8 protein-coding genes and 1 pseudogene are annotated in these 21265 nt (G+C 55.5%); 6 read left to right on the top strand and 3 right to left on the bottom strand.

Going from position 1 to position 21265, the window contains the following annotated elements; genetic code table 11:
• Positions 1-45: 45 nt before the first annotated feature.
• The 5 genes and pseudogenes from aceK (at position 46) to WF513_RS09945 (ending at position 6577) form a co-directional block, all read left to right on the top strand.
• A complete protein-coding gene (aceK, locus tag WF513_RS09965) occupies positions 46-1776 on the top strand; it encodes a bifunctional isocitrate dehydrogenase kinase/phosphatase (RefSeq protein WP_339079226.1) in 1731 nt (576 codons plus the stop codon).
• Positions 1777-1781: 5 nt separating this feature from the next.
• Positions 1782-3821 (top strand): TonB-dependent receptor, encoded by a 2040-nt coding sequence (locus WF513_RS09960; protein WP_339079225.1) that lies wholly within the window; start codon positions 1782-1784, stop codon positions 3819-3821.
• Positions 3822-3921: 100 nt separating this feature from the next.
• On the top strand, positions 3922-4056 hold the full coding sequence (locus WF513_RS09955) for a PA1414 family protein (RefSeq protein ID WP_339079224.1): 135 nt from the start codon (positions 3922-3924) through the stop codon (positions 4054-4056).
• Positions 4057-4293: 237 nt separating this feature from the next.
• Positions 4294-5866: pseudogene (locus tag WF513_RS09950) on the top strand (PAS domain-containing methyl-accepting chemotaxis protein).
• A gap of 96 nt (positions 5867-5962) precedes the next feature.
• Complete coding sequence (locus WF513_RS09945) at positions 5963-6577, top strand: DTW domain-containing protein (RefSeq protein ID WP_339079223.1); 615 nt, start codon at positions 5963-5965, stop codon at positions 6575-6577.
• Between the two features lie 25 nt (positions 6578-6602).
• Here the strand turns inward: WF513_RS09945 and WF513_RS09940 are convergent, their stop codons facing one another.
• The 3 genes from WF513_RS09940 to WF513_RS09930 are packed head-to-tail and all read right to left on the bottom strand — an operon-like array spanning position 6603 to position 11509.
• A complete protein-coding gene (locus WF513_RS09940) occupies positions 6603-7961 on the bottom strand; it encodes an HlyD family type I secretion periplasmic adaptor subunit (protein WP_339079222.1) in 1359 nt (452 codons plus the stop codon).
• Positions 7962-7969: 8 nt separating this feature from the next.
• Positions 7970-10120 carry a type I secretion system permease/ATPase gene (locus WF513_RS09935; RefSeq protein WP_339083512.1) on the bottom strand — a complete coding sequence of 717 codons (2151 nt, stop codon included), beginning with the start codon at positions 10118-10120 and terminating at the stop codon, positions 7970-7972.
• Positions 10121-10153: 33 nt separating this feature from the next.
• Positions 10154-11509 carry a TolC family outer membrane protein gene (locus WF513_RS09930; RefSeq protein ID WP_339079221.1) on the bottom strand — a complete coding sequence of 452 codons (1356 nt, stop codon included), beginning with the start codon at positions 11507-11509 and terminating at the stop codon, positions 10154-10156.
• Between the two features lie 435 nt (positions 11510-11944).
• Here WF513_RS09930 and WF513_RS09925 point away from each other — a divergent pair, with 435 nt between their 5' ends.
• A complete protein-coding gene (locus WF513_RS09925) occupies positions 11945-21211 on the top strand; it encodes a retention module-containing protein (protein WP_339079220.1) in 9267 nt (3088 codons plus the stop codon).
• Positions 21212-21265 lie beyond the last annotated feature (54 nt).

Here is a 21265-nt window from a genome sequence, read left to right as displayed (position 1 = left end):
GATAAGCTCAACCGATTAACTGCAGTTATCCGAAGGGGTTTGTTTATGCCACAGCAATGGCCAGCCAGCGCGATTGCCGCGCTTATCCTCGAAGGCTTCGATGATTACCGTGAGCAGTTTCGGCAGATTACCAACGGCGCGCGCGTGCGATTCGAACAGGCGCAGTGGCAGGAAATTCAGGACGCATCAGCGGCGCGTATTGCACTGTATGAAGCGAGCGTGAATGCGGTCAGCGAACGCTTACGCAAAGCCTATGAGGCTCAGCTACTACTGGATGTGCAGCAGTGGCCGCTGGTTAAGTCGGCCTATATTGCTTTGATTAACCTACGCGACGACGATGAACTGGCAGAAACGTGGTTTAACTCGATTTTTTGCGGGTTGTTCAGCCATGACCAAATCAATGATGGCTGCATGTTTATCCACACCACCCGCCCGGCGCTGCGGGTTAATGCGCGTACACCGCAAATCCGTTTGTACGAGCCCAAAGGCGATGTTGAAAAAGCCCTGCGGCAGATTTTTGAGGATTTTAGCTTCGAAGTGGGCTATGAAAACCTGCAGCGTGATCTGGATCGTTTGCTCAAACAGTTGCGCGAAAGCCTGCCCGATTGGGTGTGCAAAGACCCGGCCCTGCGCATTGAGTTGTTTGCCTCACGTTTGTATCGCAACAAAGGCGCGTATTTGGTGGGGCGCATTTACACCCTTGATGAGCAATGGCCGTTGGTGATTCCGCTGTTACACCGCGAAGGGCAGGGCATCCAGATTGATGCGCTGATTACCGATGAAGCGGAAGTGTCGATCATCTTCTCCTTTACCCGTTCCTACTTCATGGTGCGAGTCGGTTACCCGGCGGAATTTGTTGGCTTCCTCAGGCGCATTCTGCCGGGCAAACACATCGCCGAGCTGTACACCTCAATCGGATTCTACAAGCACGGTAAATCAGAGTTCTACCGCTCGTTGATCAACCACCTAGCCACCACCAATGACCAGTTTGTAATGGCACCTGGTGTGCGCGGTATGGTCATGAGCGTGTTCACCCTGCCGGGATTCAATACTGTTTTCAAAATCATCAAAGACCGCTTCTCGCCGTCTAAAAACGTTGACCGCAATACGGTGATTGAGAAGTACCGCTTGGTGAAAACAGTCGACCGGGTCGGACGCATGGCGGATACCCAGGAATTTGCTGACTTCCGCTTCCCGTTAAGCAAATTTGATCCGCAATGTTTGGCCGAGTTGCTGGAGGTCGCGCCGTCCACTGTTGAAGTTAATGGCGACACCGTGCTGGTCCGTCACTGCTGGACTGAGCGGCGCATGACGCCGCTGAACCTGTATGTGGAGAGCGCCAGTGAAGCTCAGGTGCGTGACGCGCTCGACGACTATGGCTTGGCCATTAAGCAATTGGCAGCAGCGAATATCTTCCCAGGTGACATGCTGCTGAAGAATTTCGGCGTGACCCGACACGGTCGTGTGGTGTTCTACGACTATGACGAAATTTGCTTCCTCACCGAAGCCAACTTCCGCCGCATTCCTCAGGCGCGCTATCCCGAGGATGAAATGTCTTCCGAGCCTTGGTATTCGGTGGCGCCGCTGGATGTATTCCCTGAGGAATTTCCGCCGTTTCTGTTTGCGGATAAGCAGCAGCGCTCATTATTCAATGAGCTGCATGGCGAGCTGTATGACGCCGACTACTGGAAAAGCCTGCAAGACGCTATTCGCGCCGGCAAGGTAATCGATGTGTTCCCCTATCGGCGTAAAGACCAAGCCGACAGGGAGTATTAAGCCGCATGCGCCTATCCTTCGCTGTCGCGTCCGCCTGCCTATGGTTACTCGCAGATAACCGCACATTACTGGCGGCCGAGGCTGAAGAAACTGCTGTTGAGCTGGCTCCGCTCTTGATCACTAGCCCACGCAGTAACGTGCGCTGGTTGAGCACACCGGCTGCGGTGACAGTGGTTGAAGCGGGCAGTGCGCCGGGTGAACAAAATCTCGCCCTTGATGCTTTGCTAGCTCGCGTGCCAGGGGTGTTCAGCCTCAACCGTTACAACGTGGCTCAAGGCTTGCGGCCCTCGATTCGTGGGTTCGGCGCGCGGGGTAATTTCGGTGTGCGGGGCATTCGCGTGCTGGTTGATGGTGTGCCTTTAACCATGCCTGATGGGCAAACTGAACTCGACGGGCTTGATCTTGGTTTGGTCGAGCGCATGGAGGTCTTACGTGGGCCGGCCTCGGTGCTGTATGGCAATGCTGCCGGCGGTGTGCTGGCGATCGAAACCCGCGAGCCACCGGCTTTGCCCTCAATGCAACTGGATGTCAGCACAGCAAGCCTGGGTTACCAGCGCACACGCGTTGAGATGGGCGGCAGTGAGGGTGATTTCGGCGGGCTACTGGCCTTTAACAGCACCACCCTCGACGGCTATCGCGAGCACAGCCGAGCGCAGACCAACAGCGTGACGGGCAAGCTGGGTTGGTATGCGCCGACAGGCCGTTTACGTTTGAGTTTTAATGCCATCGATAACCGCGCGGAAGATCCTGGCGGTTTGACAGCGGCCCAAGTTGACGACGATCGTCGCCAGGCTGCTGCGCCGAATTTATCTTTCGACGCCGATGAGTATATTCGTCAGCAACGTTTGGCGTTGGTCTGGGATGGTTACGCCACAGGGGCCGATCAGTACCAGTTGCGCAGCTATGTTGGTCATCGCAAGTTCGGTAATCGATTGGGCTTTGAAACGAGTGGACAGACAACCTTTGATCGTTATTTTGTCGGCATTGGCGGGCAATACAGCCACCACCGTGAGTTAGCCGGCTTACTCCATAAAATCACCAGCGGTTTTGACTTGGAGGCGCAGCGCGATGATCGGCGTCGGTATGACAACCTAACCGGTGAGCGTGGCCCGTCACGTCAGCAGCAGGATGAGTCAGCGCTCAGCCAGGGGTTGTTTGTCGAAGACCAAATCGACCTCAGTGAGCGATGGCAGGCCACCCTGGGTCTGCGCTATGACCACGTACGACTGGCCGTGAATGACCTTTATCTGGCTGACAGTCGCGATGATTCAGGCTCGCGTAACCTGGAAAATTGGAACTACAGCGCTGGCCTAAGTTATCGCCTGACGCCACAGCAGTCGGTCTATACGCGTGTGGCGACTTCATTCGAGACGCCAACCATCAGTGAGCTGGCTGACCCTCAAGGGGGCGGATTTAATGCAGCGTTGCAACCTGCCGAAGCCTTCAGTCGTGAGCTGGGTATCAAAGGTGAATGGCCCGCACTGCGGTATGCCGCAGCGCTTTACCAGATTGATTTGGAGGAAGAACTGGTAGCATTCAGTTTGGATGCGCAACCCGGACGAAGCTTCTATCGCAATGCTGGGCAGTCGCGCCGCGATGGTCTGGAGTTGAGCCTGGGCTGGCAGGTGACCGACGCCTGGCGTTGGTCCATGGCGTATGCCGCTAACCGCTACCGGTATACGCAGTATCAAACCCAAAGTGACGATTTTTCAGGCAGGCAAACCCCAGGTATCCCGCGGCATAGCCTATTCAGCGAATTGGCCTATGAGCACCAAGGCGGTTACGTGCGCGTGGGGGTTACGGCTCAGGCGCGGGTGTACGCCAATGATGCCAATACCCAGTCAGCCCCAGGCTATGCGTTGCTCAACTTGCGTATGGGCAAGCGCGTGCAGTTCGGCGAGCAAAGCTTGGAACCCTATTTGGGTATCGATAACCTGCTGGGCCGTGAATATTTCGACAACTTGCGGATCAACGCCGTTAGAGATCGTTATTTTGAGCCAGGGCCGGGGCGCACGCTGTATGCCGGGCTTCGTGTACTGTTTTAGTCTGTAACGATGAAGCGGGCGCTAGTTCGACCCGCCTAGGCTAAGATAAAGCCAGATGGTTAAGCATCTGTTCAATGATATGGGTTGGAGGCTACTTTTTATGAATGCCAAATTACAGAATGCTCTGCATGACCTACTGGTTGCACTCGGCCTGCGTGAGCCGCCAACACTGCAACCCATCCCTATCCGCAACGACAAGCCAGCACCCCAGCCAGCAGGTCGCCGGCGTCGTTGATTGGACGCAGACGCTTAGCTGAACAGGCTGCGTGCCCCGCGCAGCCGGTTTAGCCATGCGCTGATAAGCACTTGCACGCACCTTTAGTCCCTGTTTTTTGTTCTGGCCGACTTTGCGTAATGCACGGCCGGTTGCGGCATTTGCTGCAGCAATGCAAGTAACCAAGCCCTGTCCCCGTCCACTGCTATGCTTGATAGCACACATACGGTCACACAAAACCAGGCAGGGATAACCCACATGCGCAACAACCTCCCAGTTACTCAGCGGGAAAAAACCTTCCCGGAGAAAGATCGTCTGATCTCCACCACTGATATCAATAGCGTTATTACCTACTGCAATGATGCTTTTGTCGAAATCAGTGGTTTTTCGCGTGAGGAACTGATCGGCCAGCCACATAATTTGGTTCGCCACCCGGATATGCCGCCTGCCGTTTTTAGCCACATGTGGGAAACCATCAAGCAGGGCAAGCCTTGGATGGGGATCATCAAAAACCGCTCAAAAAACGGCGATTACTACTGGGTAAACGCCTATGTAACGCCGATTTATGAGAATGAGCGCGTGTGCGGTTATGAGTTATGAGTCGGTACGCTCTTTACCTAATGAAGCGCAGAAAAGCCGGGCGGAAAAGCTCTATGCGCGTTTACGCGAAGGTAAGCCACCAGTCGCCAGGCTAGAAAGCTGGACGCTGGATATTGTCCAGTCATGGCCGCTGATTTTGGCCGGTTTAGTTGTGCTGGCCGCCGAGTTATTGCTCAGCGACCCTTGGCAATGGGTCTTGACGCTGATCACGTTATTTGTGCTCGGCTCCTATCAGCTTGCTGCAAGACGCAGCCTGATTCGCAACACCCTTGCCGAGCATCCCAAGGCGTTTACCAGTGCCTTAGTCGCCCTGACCTATACCGACAATCGCGGCGCCCAGGCGTTGCTGGACATGGCGATGATCAGCGAAGAGGCGCGCTTACAGACCGCGCTGACGCGCATTGAGGATGCGGGCAGTAACGTTAAGAAGCATGCGGCGCGTTCTGCCGATCTGTCACGCTCCAGTGCGCAAATGCTCGATCAGCAACGCAGTGAAACGGATCAGTCAGCGACGGCTATCAACGAAATGGCTGCGACTATTCAGGAAGTTACACATAACGTGCAGGACACCTCGCATGCCGCGGAGGAGGCTGATCGCTTAGCCAAGCAGGGTTTGCAGCTGGCCAGCGGTAGTCTGGATTCCATGCACCACATGGCCAAAGCGGTGGTGGACATTGGCCAAGCTGTAAATGACCTGGCCAATTCCACCCAATCAATCGGTAGCGTAGCGGATGTGATTACCTCGATTGCCGAGCAGACCAACTTGCTGGCACTCAACGCCGCCATCGAAGCCGCCCGCGCCGGTGAGCAAGGCCGAGGCTTTGCCGTGGTAGCCGATGAGGTGCGCTCACTGGCTTCGCGTACGCGGGAATCGACTGAGCAGATCCATCAGATTATTTCCTCACTGCGTGCAGGCGCTGAGCGTGCGGTGGTAACGGCGGGCAAGGGGGAAGCAATTTCTAAAGAGAGTGTCGAGAGTGTGGAGTCGGTGCGTACCGCGTTGCAGGGCATCAGCGAAGCAGTCAGCCGGATTACCGGGATGAGCCAGCAAATGGCCTCGGCATCCGAAGAGCAGAGCCATGTAGCGGAGGACATCAGCCGGCAGATCACCCAAATTGCCCAGCTGTCTGACCGCAGTGCTGAGCAGGCCCACCAAGGCGCGCAGATCGGTCAAGAGCTGGAAGACATGGCAGATTATCTGCACAGCCTAGCGGAGCGTTTCAACCGCTGAGTGCAGGCTTAACTGCGCAGTGATCGGCTCAGCTCACTTGTGAGGTCAGCCGTTTTTTTATGGGTTATGGCACACTGCGCGGCCAAGGAGACACCCATGCCACGCCCGCATTGCTCACGTTGTGCTCGTCCTGCTGCGCGTTGCCTGTGCGCCCTTATCCCAAGCTTGCCAAGCCGCACGCGGGTGTTGATTTTGCAGCATCCGAGTGAAGTCAAACATGCACTGAATACCGCGCGCTTAGCAGCACTTGGCTTGAGTAACGCCCAGTTGCTGGTGGGTGAGGTGTTTGACTCACTGCCGGCGTTATTACAGCCGCCTGGGTATCACGCCTGCCTGCTTTTTCCTGGCGAGCAGGCGCAAGCCTTGGTGCCATTCGTTGAGCAGTGCAGCGACGCACCCTTGCTGTTAGTTGTGCCAGACGGCACTTGGCGAAAAGCGCGCAAGCTTTTGCACCTGAACCCGTTACTGGCGAACTTACCGCGCGTGACGCTCGCGATGGGGCTCCAGTCGCGCTATCGCTTACGCAAAGCCCCCATGCCGGGTGCGCTCTCAACGCTGGAAGCGATTGTTACAGCGCTCAATGAGCTGGAAACTCCCAAGCGCTTCGATGCCTTGCTGGCGCCGTTCGAGGCGCTTATTGATGGGCAAATTGAGGCAATGGGCGAACACACTTACCAGCGTAATCATGGCCAGTCAGATGTTTTAAGCTGAAGATGCTGATGCCTAACAACGTGTTTCAGCGTTCGCGCATGGCTTCTGAGCGTGCCTTGAGGACTGGTTTGAGTAGGTAGTCGAGAACGCTTTTCTCGCCGGTAATAATATCCACCGTGGCAACCATGCCGGGCATAAGTAGCAGCGGATGTTCCACGCTACCCAGATGGCTTTTATCCGTGCGCACCTGGATCAGGTAGAAACTGTTGCCTTCTTTGTCGGTAATGGTATCCGCGCTTATCAGTTCAAGGTTGGCCTTGAGGCCACCGTAGATGGTGAAGTCATACGCGGTGAATTTGACCATGGCCTTCTGCCCCGGATGAAGAAAGGCGACATCTTGTGGCCGCACCTTTGCTTCGATCAGCAGGCTGTCATCCAGCGGGACAATTTCCAGCATGTCGCTGCCCGGTTGGACCACGCCGCCAATGGTATTGACCTTGAGTTGATTGATAATCCCGCGTACGGGTGACACCACGGTCGTGCGGCTAACGCGATCCTCAATAGCCACGCTGCTGGCGGTGATTTTCTTCAGTTCGGTACGGATCTCATTGAGCTCTTTAAAGGCATCTGAGCGAAAGCTCAATTCTGACTCTTCCACCTTGCTCTTGATTTCATCTACCGCGGACTCGGCTCTGGGGATTGCCAGGTTGGTGGCGTTCAGCGAGCCACGTATCTCCACCAGACTGCGGCGTAGGCGAAGAATTTCTACTTGGGAGATTGCACCCGCGGCAACCAGCGGTTGTGACATATTCAGCTCCTGCTGCAGCAGGCCCATGCTTGCGCGATATTGCTGGGACTTAGCGCTAAATTCGGCCAGCTCTTGGGTCTTTTGCCGCAGTTGCTCGCCCAAGGTGCGCTGCTCACTTTCTAGGCGATTCTGCCGAGACTGATAAAGCGCCATCTCATCTTCAGCTAACTGCGGAGCCAGGCGCAGGATATCCGTTGGCATGCTTAACGGACGACCCTCAGCTTCGGCGCTCAGGCGTTCCACTCGCGCAACCAGCGCCAAGCGATCGGCCTCAGCTTCACCGCGATTGGAGAGAAAGCGTGTGTCATCTAAGCGGAGGAGCACTGCGCCTACCTCGACAATCTGGCCCTCGCGGACAAATATCTCGCTGACGATGCCACCTTCCAAGTTTTGGATAACCTGAATTTTGCTCGAAGGAATAGCTTTGCCTTCACCCGTCGTGACTTCCTCTAATACGGCAAAATTAGCCCAAACCAGTGCTGTGATTAAGCATGCGCTGGCCACCCAAACAGTGATGCGGGTGAACCACGGCGAGTCTTCGAGAATGGCACCGTCGACCTCCGGCATAAACTCGGTGTCTTGCTTGCGCTGGCGCATGCTGGCGAAATAGTTGCGAATTGATTGGCTAATAGGCATGAGCATTCCTATACCGCTGCGGGGCCAACTCGACCTTTGCGCAGCGCTTCAATCACCGCATCTTTAGGGCCGTCAGCAACAATGTGGCCGTTGTCCAATACCACCAGGCGATCAACCAGGCTGAGCATGGAGGCGCGGTGCGTGATGAGAAGCAGGGTTTTGTTTTGCGTCCAAGTTTGCAGACGGTTGCGCAGGATTTCCTCGCTGGTGTTATCCATTGCGCTAGTGGGCTCATCCAGCAGTAGAATCGGAGGATCAAGCAACAGTGCGCGCGCCATCAACACTGCTTGGCGTTGGCCGCCGGAAAGTAGTTGGCCGCGCTCACCTACGGGACGGTCGAAACCTTGCGGATGTTGCCGCGCCAAATCGACCACTCCGGTCAGTTCAGCCACCTCAAGCATGCGAGCATCGCTGACATAGCGTGCGCCCAGGGTCAGGTTGTCGCGCAGGCTGCCGGCGAGCAATGGCAGGTCATGGGCGACATAGCCGATTTGATGGCGCAAATCCGCTACATCAAGCTGACGCAGGTCGAGATTGTCGAGCAGGATCTGCCCCTTGTCAGGGCTGTAAAACGCCATGACCAAGCGCGCCAAGGTGCTTTTACCTGAGCCACTGCGGCCGATGATACCGACGCGCTCACCTGCTGATAGGCGCAGGTTTACTCCAGCTAATGCTGGGTTACTTTGCCCCGGATAACTGAAGGTCACGTCGCGTACATCCAGCGCGCCATGCAGTTGCGTGCGGTCAAGTGGACGTTGCTTGGCCTGACGTTCCTGCGGCAGCGCCATCAATGCGTCGGTACTGGTCATGGTCAAGCGTGCTTGTTGATAGCGAGTGATCAACGCCGCAATCTGGCCAAGTGGCGCAAGTATGCGGCTGCCCAACATGTAGCACGCCACCAAGGCGCCAACGCTGAGTTGACCGGCGATGATGATGTAGACGCCCGCGATGATGGTGGCCATGCCAGCAAACTGCTGCAAAAACAACGTGCCATTGGTGGCGATTGCCGCCAATGAGCGAGCATGGATATCCAAGCGGGTGAGGGCGCCATGGGTTTTTTCCCACTGATGCTGGCGCTCGCTCTCCGCGCCACAGGCCTTTAAAGTTTCTAGCCCGCCGAGGGTTTCAATTAACAGCGCTTGGCGTTGTGAAGCCAGTTGCAGGCTCTTTTCAACGGTATCGCGAAGCCGAGCCTGAATAATAAAAGCAAAGAGTGCGGTGATCGGGAACGCGAGCAAAGGGATGACAACCAGCCAACCGCCGATCAACCAGATAACCGTGATCATCAAAAATGAGAAGGGTAGGTCAATCAAGCTAGTAAGGGTGACGGCTGTGAGGAATTCACGCAGCCCCTGAAAATCATGAATGCTCTGGGCGAAGCCACCGATAGTGGCCGGGCGGGCTTTCATCGACATGCCAGTGATGCGCTCAAACAGCGTGGCTGAAAGAACGACGTCGGTTTTCTTGCCCGCAGTGTCGAGCAGGTGCGCACGCAAGATCTTCAACAGCAACTCAAAGCCCATGCCGATAAATAAACCAATGGCCAGTACCCAGAGTGTCGAAGTAGCTTGGTTGGGGACTACGCGGTCATAGGTTTGCATCACAAACAGCGGCACCATCAAACCGAGTAGGTTGATCAGCAGGCTGGCCAGGATGGCGTCCGTGTACAGCCAGCGCGACAGCTTCAAGGTATCGCGAAACCAGGCCTCTATGCGCGGCACCAGTGGCGAGCGGGCTTCTTCTAACTCGTGCCGTGGGCGGGCAAAAAAGGCTTGGCCGCTGTACTCGTCGGCCAATTGTTCACGACTCACCCATTGTTCACCGCCGTTGGCTTCGCAAGGCAGTATTTGCGCCTGGTTGTCTGGCCCCCATTGGCGCAAAACAGCGCTGCGACCGTTTTTCAACAGCAGCAGCACAGGCAAGTTAAGGGTTGAAATACTGGCCAAATCACGTTCAAGCAAACGCCCCTGCAACCCTGCCCGCGCTGCGGCGCGGGGCAGCAACTCGGCGGTCAGGCGCTGCTCGGGTAGCGGCAGGCCAGCGCTTAAGCTGCCACGGCTGGCTGAACAGTCGTGGAGTTTGCACAGTATCAACAAGCCATCTAGCAGCGGATCATCGTGATTAAGACGCGGATCGCTGGATGGTCCCGGCCGCTCCATGCTGGTCAAGATGGACTACTCCTTATGCCGGTTCTACTTCATTTCGGGCAAGCGCGCCTCGCTCTTTACATCGCTAAGAGCCACTGCTTCTGCAGGCACCACCACCTGCTGCTGGCGTAATAAATCGCCCATTGCAGCGGTCACTCGGTACATGGAGAACTCTTCACTAAAGCGCACTTCGCTGTAGCGCCGGTTAGCGGTGAATAATTCATTTTCACTGTCCAGCAGGTCGAGCAATGTGCGCTGGCCTAAGCCGAATTGTTGTTGGTACGCTTCGCGAACTCGCATGGTGTAATCCGCATAATCACGTGCTTTGGGCGTTTGCAGTCGAGCGTTCTCCATGGCGTTCCAAGCCAGCGAAAGGTTTTCGTTAAGTACGCGCAGGGCGTTGTTGCGGATGTCCATCGATTCATTAATTTGATGGGCACTCGATTGCAGACGCGCCTTATCGCGCATGCCGTTGAACAGGTTGTAATTCATCACAACCGCGGCCCGCCAGCCATTGTTGTGGCCCTGATCGCCTTGGGTGTTGTTGTCGGCATTGGTCGCCAGTTCAAAGTCCACGCGCGGATAAAACGTCGATTTAGCCACCTCGTATTGTTTTTCGGCCGCGTGCACATCCGACTGTGCGGATTTGAGGAAGGGGTTGTTGTCCATCACCGCTTGCCGTGCCTCGATGAGGTTGGCCGGTAATGTGCCTTTCAGTGAGGCAGGTGACACCAGCTGGTCGGGTATGCGGCCAACGGCACTGAAAAAATTCGCTTCGGCATCGGCGAGGTTGACCTGCTCGGTGTACAGGTTGTTCTCTGCTAGCGCTAAGCGCGCCTCAGATTGGTCAAGGTCAGCGGTACTACCGACTCCCTGCTGATTACGCATGCCAATCTGATCATTAATCCTTTGGTGAGCCTGCAGGTTGTTGCGCGCCAGCTCGACCATTTCACGGCGTAGCAACAAGTCGAGGTATATCTCAGTGGTACGCAGGGCCAGGCTTTCAGAGGTGCCCAGCAGGCGATAGGCCCTAGAATTGACCACTGCTTGTGTGCGTGCAACTTCATTGGGCGTGTTGAAACCATCAAAGAGCATCTGCCGTAAACGCAGCTCGGAGGTGCCGTAGTTCAGCGTTTCAGTGTTGTGGTTACCCAGCACTCGGGTGCTAGGGCTGTCGGTATTTTCGCGGCCGTAACCCATCAGTAAGTCGACGGTTGGCAAGTAGCCGCCTTTGGCAATTTTCACTTCTTCATCCGATGAAAGACGGCTGTTGGCCCCTGCATGCACTTCTGGGTGGCTATCCAATGTGCTCTGGATTGCCTCCGATAAGGTGATCGCTTGTGCCTGGGTACATACCGCCGCCAGCACGATACTGCTCCATAGCGGGTTGATTGCGCGCATCTGATGCATCTCCTTTAAGCTTCAAGATTATATCGCCAAAAAAATGGCTTTTATTTTTATGGTGCCGCTCTCCTCATGCAAGTTAAGAGTTAAGAACACTTTTCGGCCTGGCTAAGACGAAAGCGCTACATGGTTTATAAGGAAAAAATATTATGCAGTCTGAGTAGGTCGGACCATTGTCTAGGAGCAGAAATCATGTTTTTACTGCCTTTTAGGGGCGTAGATGGCTTAAACAAAGGATCAAGCGCAATTTTGGGCAGAGATTTATTCTGGTTCGATAAGCGACGCTTTTAGGATGACATTTTATTGTCGTTTTATTTTTTAAGATGATGTCGCTGTATCCAGTCAGTGCTTTTGTTCTCTCCTCAAGGGGTGTTTAGACCTTTTCAGGCATACGTGTCGGCAGTGGCCGGCAGATGTAGTGAGGATGGAGTCATGGCTACTTTGATTGGTGTCGTCAGCCAAGTTATCGGCGAAGTCTATGCAGTAGCTGGCGACGGAACGCGTCGGCCGCTTAGTGAAGGCGATCGGGTTTTTGCAGGGGAGCAAATGATTACCGGGCTTGCTGGTGCCCTTTCAGTTGCCATGATTAATGGCCAGCAACTTACCTTAGGGCGCGAAAGTACCCTGAGCCTCAACGAGCAAATGCTCGCAGGTACTTCCAGCCCGTCAGCATCTGCTGCACAAGTGCCAGCAGACGTGCCCAGTGACAGCGAACTGACTGATGTTGAACGGCTGCAAGCCGCGATTGAAGCAGGCGTTGACCCGACTCTTGCTGGTGAGGCAACTGCAGCCGGTCCTGGCGCTGGCGGAGCACCAGGTGCTGCAGGAGGCGGGCACTCCTTTGTCTTGTTGGGTGAAACGGCGGGTGCGCTCGATCCTGTCATTGGCTTTCCTACCAAAGGATTGAGCATTGGGCCGGAATTTCCTAATCCTGAGCCGGTGCAAGCTGATCAGGCGCCGGACGCCCCGGACTTCACTCCAGAAATCGACATTGAATATCAAGACGAAAGTGCTGAGCTGATTGCTGGTCCTGCGCTAGTGGATGAGGAAGGGCTGGCCAACGGAACCAATTCTGTCAGTAATTCTGAGCAAGCCAGTGGCAGCATCATCATTAACTCGCCAGACGGCGTGTCTGCGCTCGAAGTTCAGGATGTTAACGGCAACTGGATTGATGTAACCGGTGGAGGAGTCGTGCAGGGGCAATACGGAACACTCAGCGTAGATGCCGCCGGTAACTGGACCTACACCCTCACCAGTAACACGCTTAATCACACTGACTTGAATGCGACTGGGGCTGATGATCAGGTCGGTGAAACGTTCCCTGTGCGGGTGTTCGATCTTGATGGTGACGTCTCGCCTACTGTTTTTATTGATGTTCTTGTGAACGATGACGGCCCGCTGGCACAGCTCAGCGAACAGTCAGAAGGGCTGGGTATCGCAACTGTGGATGAAAGCCTGCCGAGCTTGGGCGGTGCAGCTACCGACGGGAATGGTTCTGCGGTGCTGAGCGCGGCAGTGGTGCAAGCGCAGTTCGGCAGCGTATTTGGTGCTGACGGTGCAGCGGCCGGTGATGCCGGCACTGTGTTTAGTCTCGCCCTAAATGGAGTTGATATACCGAGTGGTTTGTATGCGGTAAACCCTGATGCGCCACTGGGTAAAGGCGAGCAGATTGTGCTCAATCAGCTGGATAACATCGTTACCGGCAGCGCTGGTGGTGTTGCGTATTTCACCCTGACCATCGACCCGGTCAGCGGTGCAGTGACGCTGGACCTGCTGGACAACCTCTGGCATGCCGACCCGTCCGATGCGGATGACAGCGAAGTGCTGACGCTTGCCGACGGTGCGCTGCTGCTGACTCAGACTGTGACTGACGGTGATGGCGACAGCGACAGCGTCTCGATTGACTTGGGCGCGGCGGGTGCATTTAGTTTTGAGGATGATGGTCCCATTGCACAGCTCAGCGAACAGTCAGAAGGGCTGGGTATCGCAACTGTGGATGAAAGCCTGCCGAGCTTGGGCGGTGCAGCTACCGACGGGAATGGTTCTGCGGTGCTGAGCGCGGCAGTGGTGCAAGCGCAGTTCGGCAGCGTATTTGGTGCTGACGGTGCAGCGGCCGGTGATGCCGGCACTGTGTTTAGTCTCGCCCTAAATGGAGTTGATATACCGAGTGGTTTGTATGCGGTAAACCCTGATGCGCCACTGGGTAAAGGCGAGCAGATTGTGCTCAATCAGCTGGATAACATCGTTACCGGCAGCGCTGGTGGTGTTGCGTATTTCACCCTGACCATCGACCCGGTCAGCGGTGCAGTGACGCTGGACCTGCTGGACAACCTCTGGCATGCCGACCCGTCCGATGCGGATGACAGCGAAGTGCTGACGCTTGCCGACGGTGCGCTGCTGCTGACTCAGACTGTGACTGACGGTGATGGCGACAGCGACAGCGTCTCGATTGACTTGGGCGCGGCGGGTGCATTTAGTTTTGAGGATGATGGTCCCATTGCAGGTCAGGTTAGCGCAGCAGTTGTTCTCGACGACGAAGGCCTTGCCGGCGGTATCAATGGTGGAATAGGTGATGTCCTCGGTGCAGCTACTAGTACCAGTGGTAACTTGGCATTTGATGCCGGGGCAGACGGTCTCAAATCTGTTGCGCTTAGTGGGCCTGCGGCATTGGGCAGTGAGGATGTTTCTTCCAGTTGGGATTCGGCCAGCAATACGTTGACTATCAGCAGTGTTCGAGGAGCGTTGGTCACGGTTCAACTCACTGACCCTGCCAGCGGCGCCTACACCATCAATTTGCTGCAACCACTGATGCACCCGCTAAGTGGTACTGAAGACGATATCACCCTGAACATCGGCTACACGGTGACTGACGGTGATGGCGATTCGGCCACGGGGTCATTGGTCGTAACGATTGATGATGACACTCCGACCATCCAGGTCGGAAATATTGGCGTGACTTCCTTCGTGACTTTCCAGGGAACCGATGCCGGTTTTAGCAACGCTTATGGCTATTACAACAAGGCGCCAGATGGTTCACCAGTAGACGGTAAAGTGATCTGGGCTGATGTGCATGCCCAGTCCGTTGGTGATGTGGCTGATCTCAGTGGCCTAGACCCAGCCAATACCGGCTTCTTTATCATCCCTAATGGCGGAGCCAATGCAGGCCTGGCTAATGGTTCGGTTGTGACCTTTGAGTTTGTCGCCGGCCAGTGGCAGGCGCAGTTGGGTGGTGTGCCGCTAGTGGGCGCTGACGGTGCCAATGTGCTGTTCAGTAATTCCATCCTAAATCCTGGTGGCTCGCATTTGCAGGACACCGGCAATGCGGGTAATCAGAACTGGGAAGACAAAACATCCACCTCGGATTACGACTACAACGATGTCAGCACCAATATCACCTGGGGTTCAGCACTGCAGGTCGATGAATCGACTTTCCATATTGATGCCATGGCTAACTTCAGCGGTGTGTTCAATGTGCAGCCAGGTGCTGATGGTCTGGCAGTTACGCAGGGTGTGACCTACGACCTGAATGTGCAAAACGCCAACTCAGGCTTGGTGGATACAGAAACTAACCAGGCGGTGATCCTCAGCTTCAATGCGGGGGTTATTGAAGGCCGCACCTCTAGCACAAACCAATTGGTATTTACCCTGAGCGTCGATGCAGCAGGCACTGTTACTCTCGATCAGATTCGCTCCATCGTTCACCCAACTGGCGATCCAGACGAAGCCAAGTTTCTTGGCGCGGGGCATATCAGCCTGAATGCCTTGGTGACCGATGGGGATGGTGATCAGGCCAGCGCCAGCCTTGATATCGGTACAGTCATCAGTTTCAAAGATGACGGCCCAAGTGTGCTGCCGAATGCCTTGGTGCAACTGGACGACGATGCCCTGGCTGGTGGGATAGCCGGAGGTCCTGGCGGCACTGATGATGTCGACTCTGCGAATGCCAGTGGCACCTTGGGCTACAACTTTGGGGCTGATGGTGCGGGTAGCCTGCAATGGCTGAACACCGGGGCTCCGGCCGGTTTCAGCTACCAAACTTCGGGAAGCTCACTGCTGGTCAAGCAGGGAGCTACCACTGTCCTGACTGTGACGTTGAATCAGTCAAGCGGTGCTTACACCGTTGCCCAAAACGCGCCTATCCAACATGCCACGGCTGATCAGGAGAACAACCAAGCCTTTACCCTGAGCTATCAGGTGATCGATAAAGATGGAGACAGCGCCACTGGCACCTTATCGATCAATGTTGACGATGACACTCCGCAAGCTCAGGACGACGTTGCCACAGTACAAGCCTCGCAAGGCAATGACTTCAATGTGGCCTTTGTGTTGGACTTCAGTGGCAGTATCGACAATACCGAACTGAATACCATGCTGCAGGCCGTTCGTGCTGCGGGGCAGGCATTGTTCAATGGCACCACGGGCGATGTGAGTATCAAGCTGGTTGCCTTCTCTGGTACGGCGACCTCCTATGTTGCGGTTAGCGACTATGCCGCCTTCTCGACTCTGATCGGCAGTCTTAACCCAACCGAAGGTGGCAGCCGTCCGTTCAATGGGCAAACTGACTTTACGGCAGCGATTCAGGAAACGATGGGGGTATACACCCCGGTAGTTGGGGCAAGCAACCAAGTGTTCTTTATCAGTGACGGTAACCCCAACGAGCAGACAAGCTCGGGCGGCAACTCGCTGAATAATGCAACGGCTACAGCTTGGAATGCCTTCGTTAATGGCTCTGTGGGTGTGAGCGTCACCGCCATCGGTGTAGGCAATGGCATTAATACTGCTCGCTTGCAGGATGTGGATCTGGATGGCGTCGGTGCGCCTATTCTGGTCTCTACTTTCAATGGGCTGATCGACACCCTGTTGGGCCAGATTGGCGCTCTGGTCAGCGGTAATGTGCTGCTTGGCAGTGATGGCGCTGCTGGCAGCGCTGATGACGATGGCTTTGGCGCCGATGGCCCGGGCTATATCCAGTCCATCGCTATCAATGGCATCACCTATGTGTGGGATGGCGCGGGCACTATCGATCCCAGTTCCGGACCGAATATTAACGGCAGCCAGTTGAGCAATATCACCACCACGGAAGGCGGCAAACTGAGCTTCAACTTCAGCACTGGGGCGTGGACCTATCAGGCGCCCTCAAATGTCGTCGGTGATAAAACCGAGACCTTCACCTACACCATCGTCGACAAGGATGGCGATCCATCCAGCGCCAATTTGACGGTGTATGTGGAAGACACCAGCCCTGTCATCGCCATGGTCGACGAGGATGAGTTACCTGGCGGCATTACCGATAACGATGGAATTACTACGGTTGCGACCGGCAATGTTGGCGAACTGGTTGTGGGTTCGTCAGCGGGTGTTCAGTTTAGTCTCACGAATATTACTGCTGGCCTGCCAACGGCTAGCTCTGCTGGCGTTGGTCTGGTCTACAGCGTGGTTGGTAATACACTTATCGCCAAAGCAGGCGCCTCAGGCCCGACCATCTTCACCCTGCAGGTGCAAACTGACGGCGACTACACCTTTACCCTCAGTGGTCCACTGGATCATCCCGCGACAGGTAGCGATGACAACGAACTGCTGGTGATGAACTTTGCCAGCATTCTGCTGGCCAGCAACGGCGTCGACCCGGTTGCTCTGCTGGGCGATTTTTTGGTGTATATCGAGAATGATGTGCCGACTATCACTGCCGGCTCGCCCGTTGCCGATTCGTTGCAGGTAGACGAAACCAATCTGTCGATTAATACCAGCGTTAGCTTTGCTGCGTCCTTCAGTGGTCACTACGGTGCTGATGGGCCCGGTACCACTACCTACAGCCTGCAAGTCAGCGCCAATGGCGTTGACAGCGGTTTGGACGATGTAGCGACCGGCAGCAATATCGTGCTGTATCTGGAAAGTGGCAATGTGGTTGGTCGTGTTGGCAGTACCGGCGGTGCGGTGTCCTTCACTGTGTCCGTGAATGCCAGTGGCGTGGTGACGTTGGATCAACAGCGGGCCATCGCTCATACACCTAATACCACGGCGGATCAGGAGTCCAGCTTGGCCAGTGCCAATCTGGTGCAGCTGAGCGCTACCATCGTCGATAACGACGGTGACTCCAGCAGTACCACCTTGAACCTGGGGGATGTCATCAGTTTCAGGGACGATGGCCCTAGTATCAGTGCTGGCGTGGTGGTTGCAGACTCGCTTCAAGTGGATGAAACCAACTTAGCCACCAATGCCAGCGTCAGCTTCGCTGCAGCGTTCACTTCCAGCTACGGTGCAGACGGTGCAGGCACCACTACATATGGTCTAAATGTCAGCGCTGCAGGTGTAGACAGTGGTTTGGATGACTCTGCCACTGGTAGCAATATTCTGTTGTTCCTTGAAGGCAGCAACGTGGTCGGGCGCGTGGGTAGCGCGGCCGGTGCCGTGTCATTTACCGTCTCGGTTAATGCCAGTGGCGTGGTCACCCTGGATCAGCAGCGCGCAATCATGCATACGCCTAACAGCGGGCCAAATCAGGAAACCAGCCTGGCGTCTGCCAACGTTGTGCAACTGACGGCGACCATCACGGACCGAGATGGTGATAGCAACAGTGCGACCATTAACCTGGGCGACGCCATCAGCTTCCGGGATGACGCGCCCAGCATCAGCGCTACTGCAGCGGCCGGTAACGACAGCCTGCAAGTTGACGAGACTGTCCTGATTACCAATGCCACCACCAGCTTTGCGAGTTTATTCAGCGGCAACTACGGTACCGATGGCGCTGGCGCCACCACCTACAGCTTGAATGTCAGCGCTGTAGGTGTGGACAGTGGCCTGGATGACTCCGCCACTGGTAGTAATATCCTGCTGTTTAACGAGGCTGGGGTGGTGGTTGGACGCTTAGGCAATGCGGCCGGCGCGGTGTCCTTTACTGTTTCCGTGAATACAAGCGGCCAGGTCACCCTCGACCAACAGCGGGCGATTATCCATGCCCCGAACAGTGGTGCAGATCAGGAGTCCAGTTTGGCCGCTGCCAACCTGGTGCAACTGAGCGCCACTATTACCGACAAGGATGGCGATACGGCCACAGCTTCGGTCAATCTCGGTAGCGCTATCAGCTTCAGAGATGATGGTCCCAGCATTAGCTCCAATGCAGTGGCGGCTGATAGCCTGCAGGTTGATGAAAGCAATCTGTCCGGCAACGCCAGCATCAATTTTGCTGGGGCATTTACATCCAGCTTCGGCGCCGATGACGCTGGCAACATCGTCTACAGCCTTAATGTTAGTGCGGCAGGTGCGGACAGCGGCCTGGATGATTCGCTCACCGGTAGCAACATTCTGCTGTTTATAGAGGCAGGTAATGTGGTCGGTCGGGTGGGGAGTGCGGCAGGGGATATTGCCTTCACCGTTGGCGTGAATGCTGGCAATGGCACCGTTACTTTGGATCAACAACGCTCGATCATTCATGCGCCTAATAGTGGGCCGAATCAGGAGGCTAGCCTGGCGGCAGGCAACTTGATCAAACTCAACACCACAATCACTGACAAGGATGGCGATCAGGCTACAAGCTCGATTGACCTCGGGCATGCCATCAGCTTCTTGGACGATGCACCAAGCGCTGTTAGCCAAGTGCAGAACGGGCAAGCAGAAACCAATCTCAACACCAACCTGATCATCGTATTAGATGTGTCCGGGAGCATGGGTAGCTCATCTGGCGTGGGCGGCATGGACCGCATGCAGGTCGCCAAAAATGCCTTGCTGGAGCTTCTGGAACAATACGATGCGCTGGGTGATGTGAAGGTAAGTTTCACGACCTTTTCTTCAGGCGCTTCGAGCGCCAGCAGCTGGCTGACATTGTCTGCGGCTAAAACTGCAATTCTGGCGGCCTCCGCCAGTGGCACAACCAACTACGATGCTGCGTTGATCGATACGATCAATTCGTTTGCTGAAAGCGGAAAAATCACCACCGGCAATGTGCAGAATGTCGCCTACTTCCTCTCGGATGGTTACCCCAATGCACCCAGTGGTGATGGTGGGATTTCCAGTGCGGCAGGTTCGGCAGCGGGTTGGCCGGCGCCTTATTCGAATGGTGGGGTATCCGAAGAGCAGGCGTGGATTAACTTCCTTACCGCGAACAATATTCGGGCCTACGCCCTGGGTATGGGCTCTGGAGTGGATGCCAGCGCACTTAACCCGATTGCCTACAATGGCACCAACGGCGGCAGCAACACCAACGCAATAGTGGTTAATGATTTCAATGACCTCACTGCAACCTTGGTGGCTACAGCCCAGGCTTCTCCGATCAATGGCAACCTGACGACGGGAGGTGATTTTGGGAGTGATGGTGGCTTTGTCCATACATTGCTGGTCAATGGCACGACTTACACCTACTCCAAATCCTCCAATACGTTCGTTGCTTCGGGAGGCGCCAATAACGGCAGCCTGACCGCAACTTCGCTGAAGGTGCTTATGGGCTCTGGCTCTGATATCACCGTGAACATGCTTACAGGCGGCTACACCTACACCCCGCCAAGCACTATTACTACGGCGATTGCTCTGAGCATTGGCTTTACCCTAATTGATAACGATGCCGATGCCACTGCCTTGGCGAGCCTTAACATTAATATCAACCCAGGGTCTGCCCCAATGGTCATTCGTGATGATCTGGTGTTGACCAATGTGATTGCCCAGGATGGTATTAATGATGTCATCAATATCCCGACCTGGGCCTTGCTTGCCAACGATAGCGGATCAAGCAGTGGATTGTTGTTGGTGCTGAGTGTGACGGGGGCTGTGGATGGCGGTGCGGCTTTATCAGGCACCACGGTTACATTTACCGAGGAAAGTGGTGGCGCCGCCGACGGTGGAAGTTTCACCTACGGTGCATCAATAAATGGCAGTACTGTTTCCGATACTGGGGTTGTTGATGTTGTGCGCAGTGCCAATTCCAGCACACTGACAGGCACCTTCCGCAATGAAATCTTGCTTGGCCGTGATGGCAGCAATGACACCCTCAATGGCGGTGATGGCGACGATATTCTGATCGGTCTGGGTGGTGCCGATACCCTGAGTGGCGGCAATGGCAACGATATTTTGGTGGGTGGGGCTGGCAACGACACTTTAAGTGGCGGGGCTGGCATCGATACGGCCAGTTATATTGATGCGACCTCTGCTGTAACCGTCAACTTGGGCCTCACCACTGGGCAGAATACTGGCGGTGCCGGCACTGACACGCTCAGCAGCATCGAGAATTTGATCGGCTCAGGGTTTAACGACACGCTGATCGGTAATAACAGTGCCAACCTATTGTTTGGCGGTGCAGGCGGCGACACGCTGATTGGCAACGGCGGTGATGATTTTCTGATCGGCGGTTTGGGCGATGACACGCTGACTGGCGGTGCTGGCAATGACACGTATATTTGGCGCTCTGGTGATACGGGGCATGATCAGGTCATTGGCTTCGGCCAAACCTCCGGCAACGTGGACGTGCTGGATCTTTCCGAGCTGCTCGATTTTAGTGGCACAGCGAATTCAACTAATCTCTTGGGGGCTTATATCGAGATGAGTTTTGCCGGTGGCGATACATTGATTGAGGTGTCGAGCACTGGCGATTTGGTGAGTTCGGGGGCAGATCAGTCGATCACTTTGCAGGGCGTCGATCTATCAGGAGGAGGCATGTTGTCGACTGCAGACATCATCGACAACATGCTGGGTAACGGAGCTTTGGCGGCTTAATCTTGCTTCAACTGAAGTGACGTAGGGTCCCCCCATGTATGGGCGGACCCTACA

It is taken from the genome of Pseudomonas sp. TMP9, assembly GCF_037943105.1.
Lineage (GTDB): Bacteria > Pseudomonadota > Gammaproteobacteria > Pseudomonadales > Pseudomonadaceae > Aquipseudomonas.
Note: the sequence above shows the minus strand (reverse complement) of the source record. Positions and strands in the feature narration are given on the sequence as shown.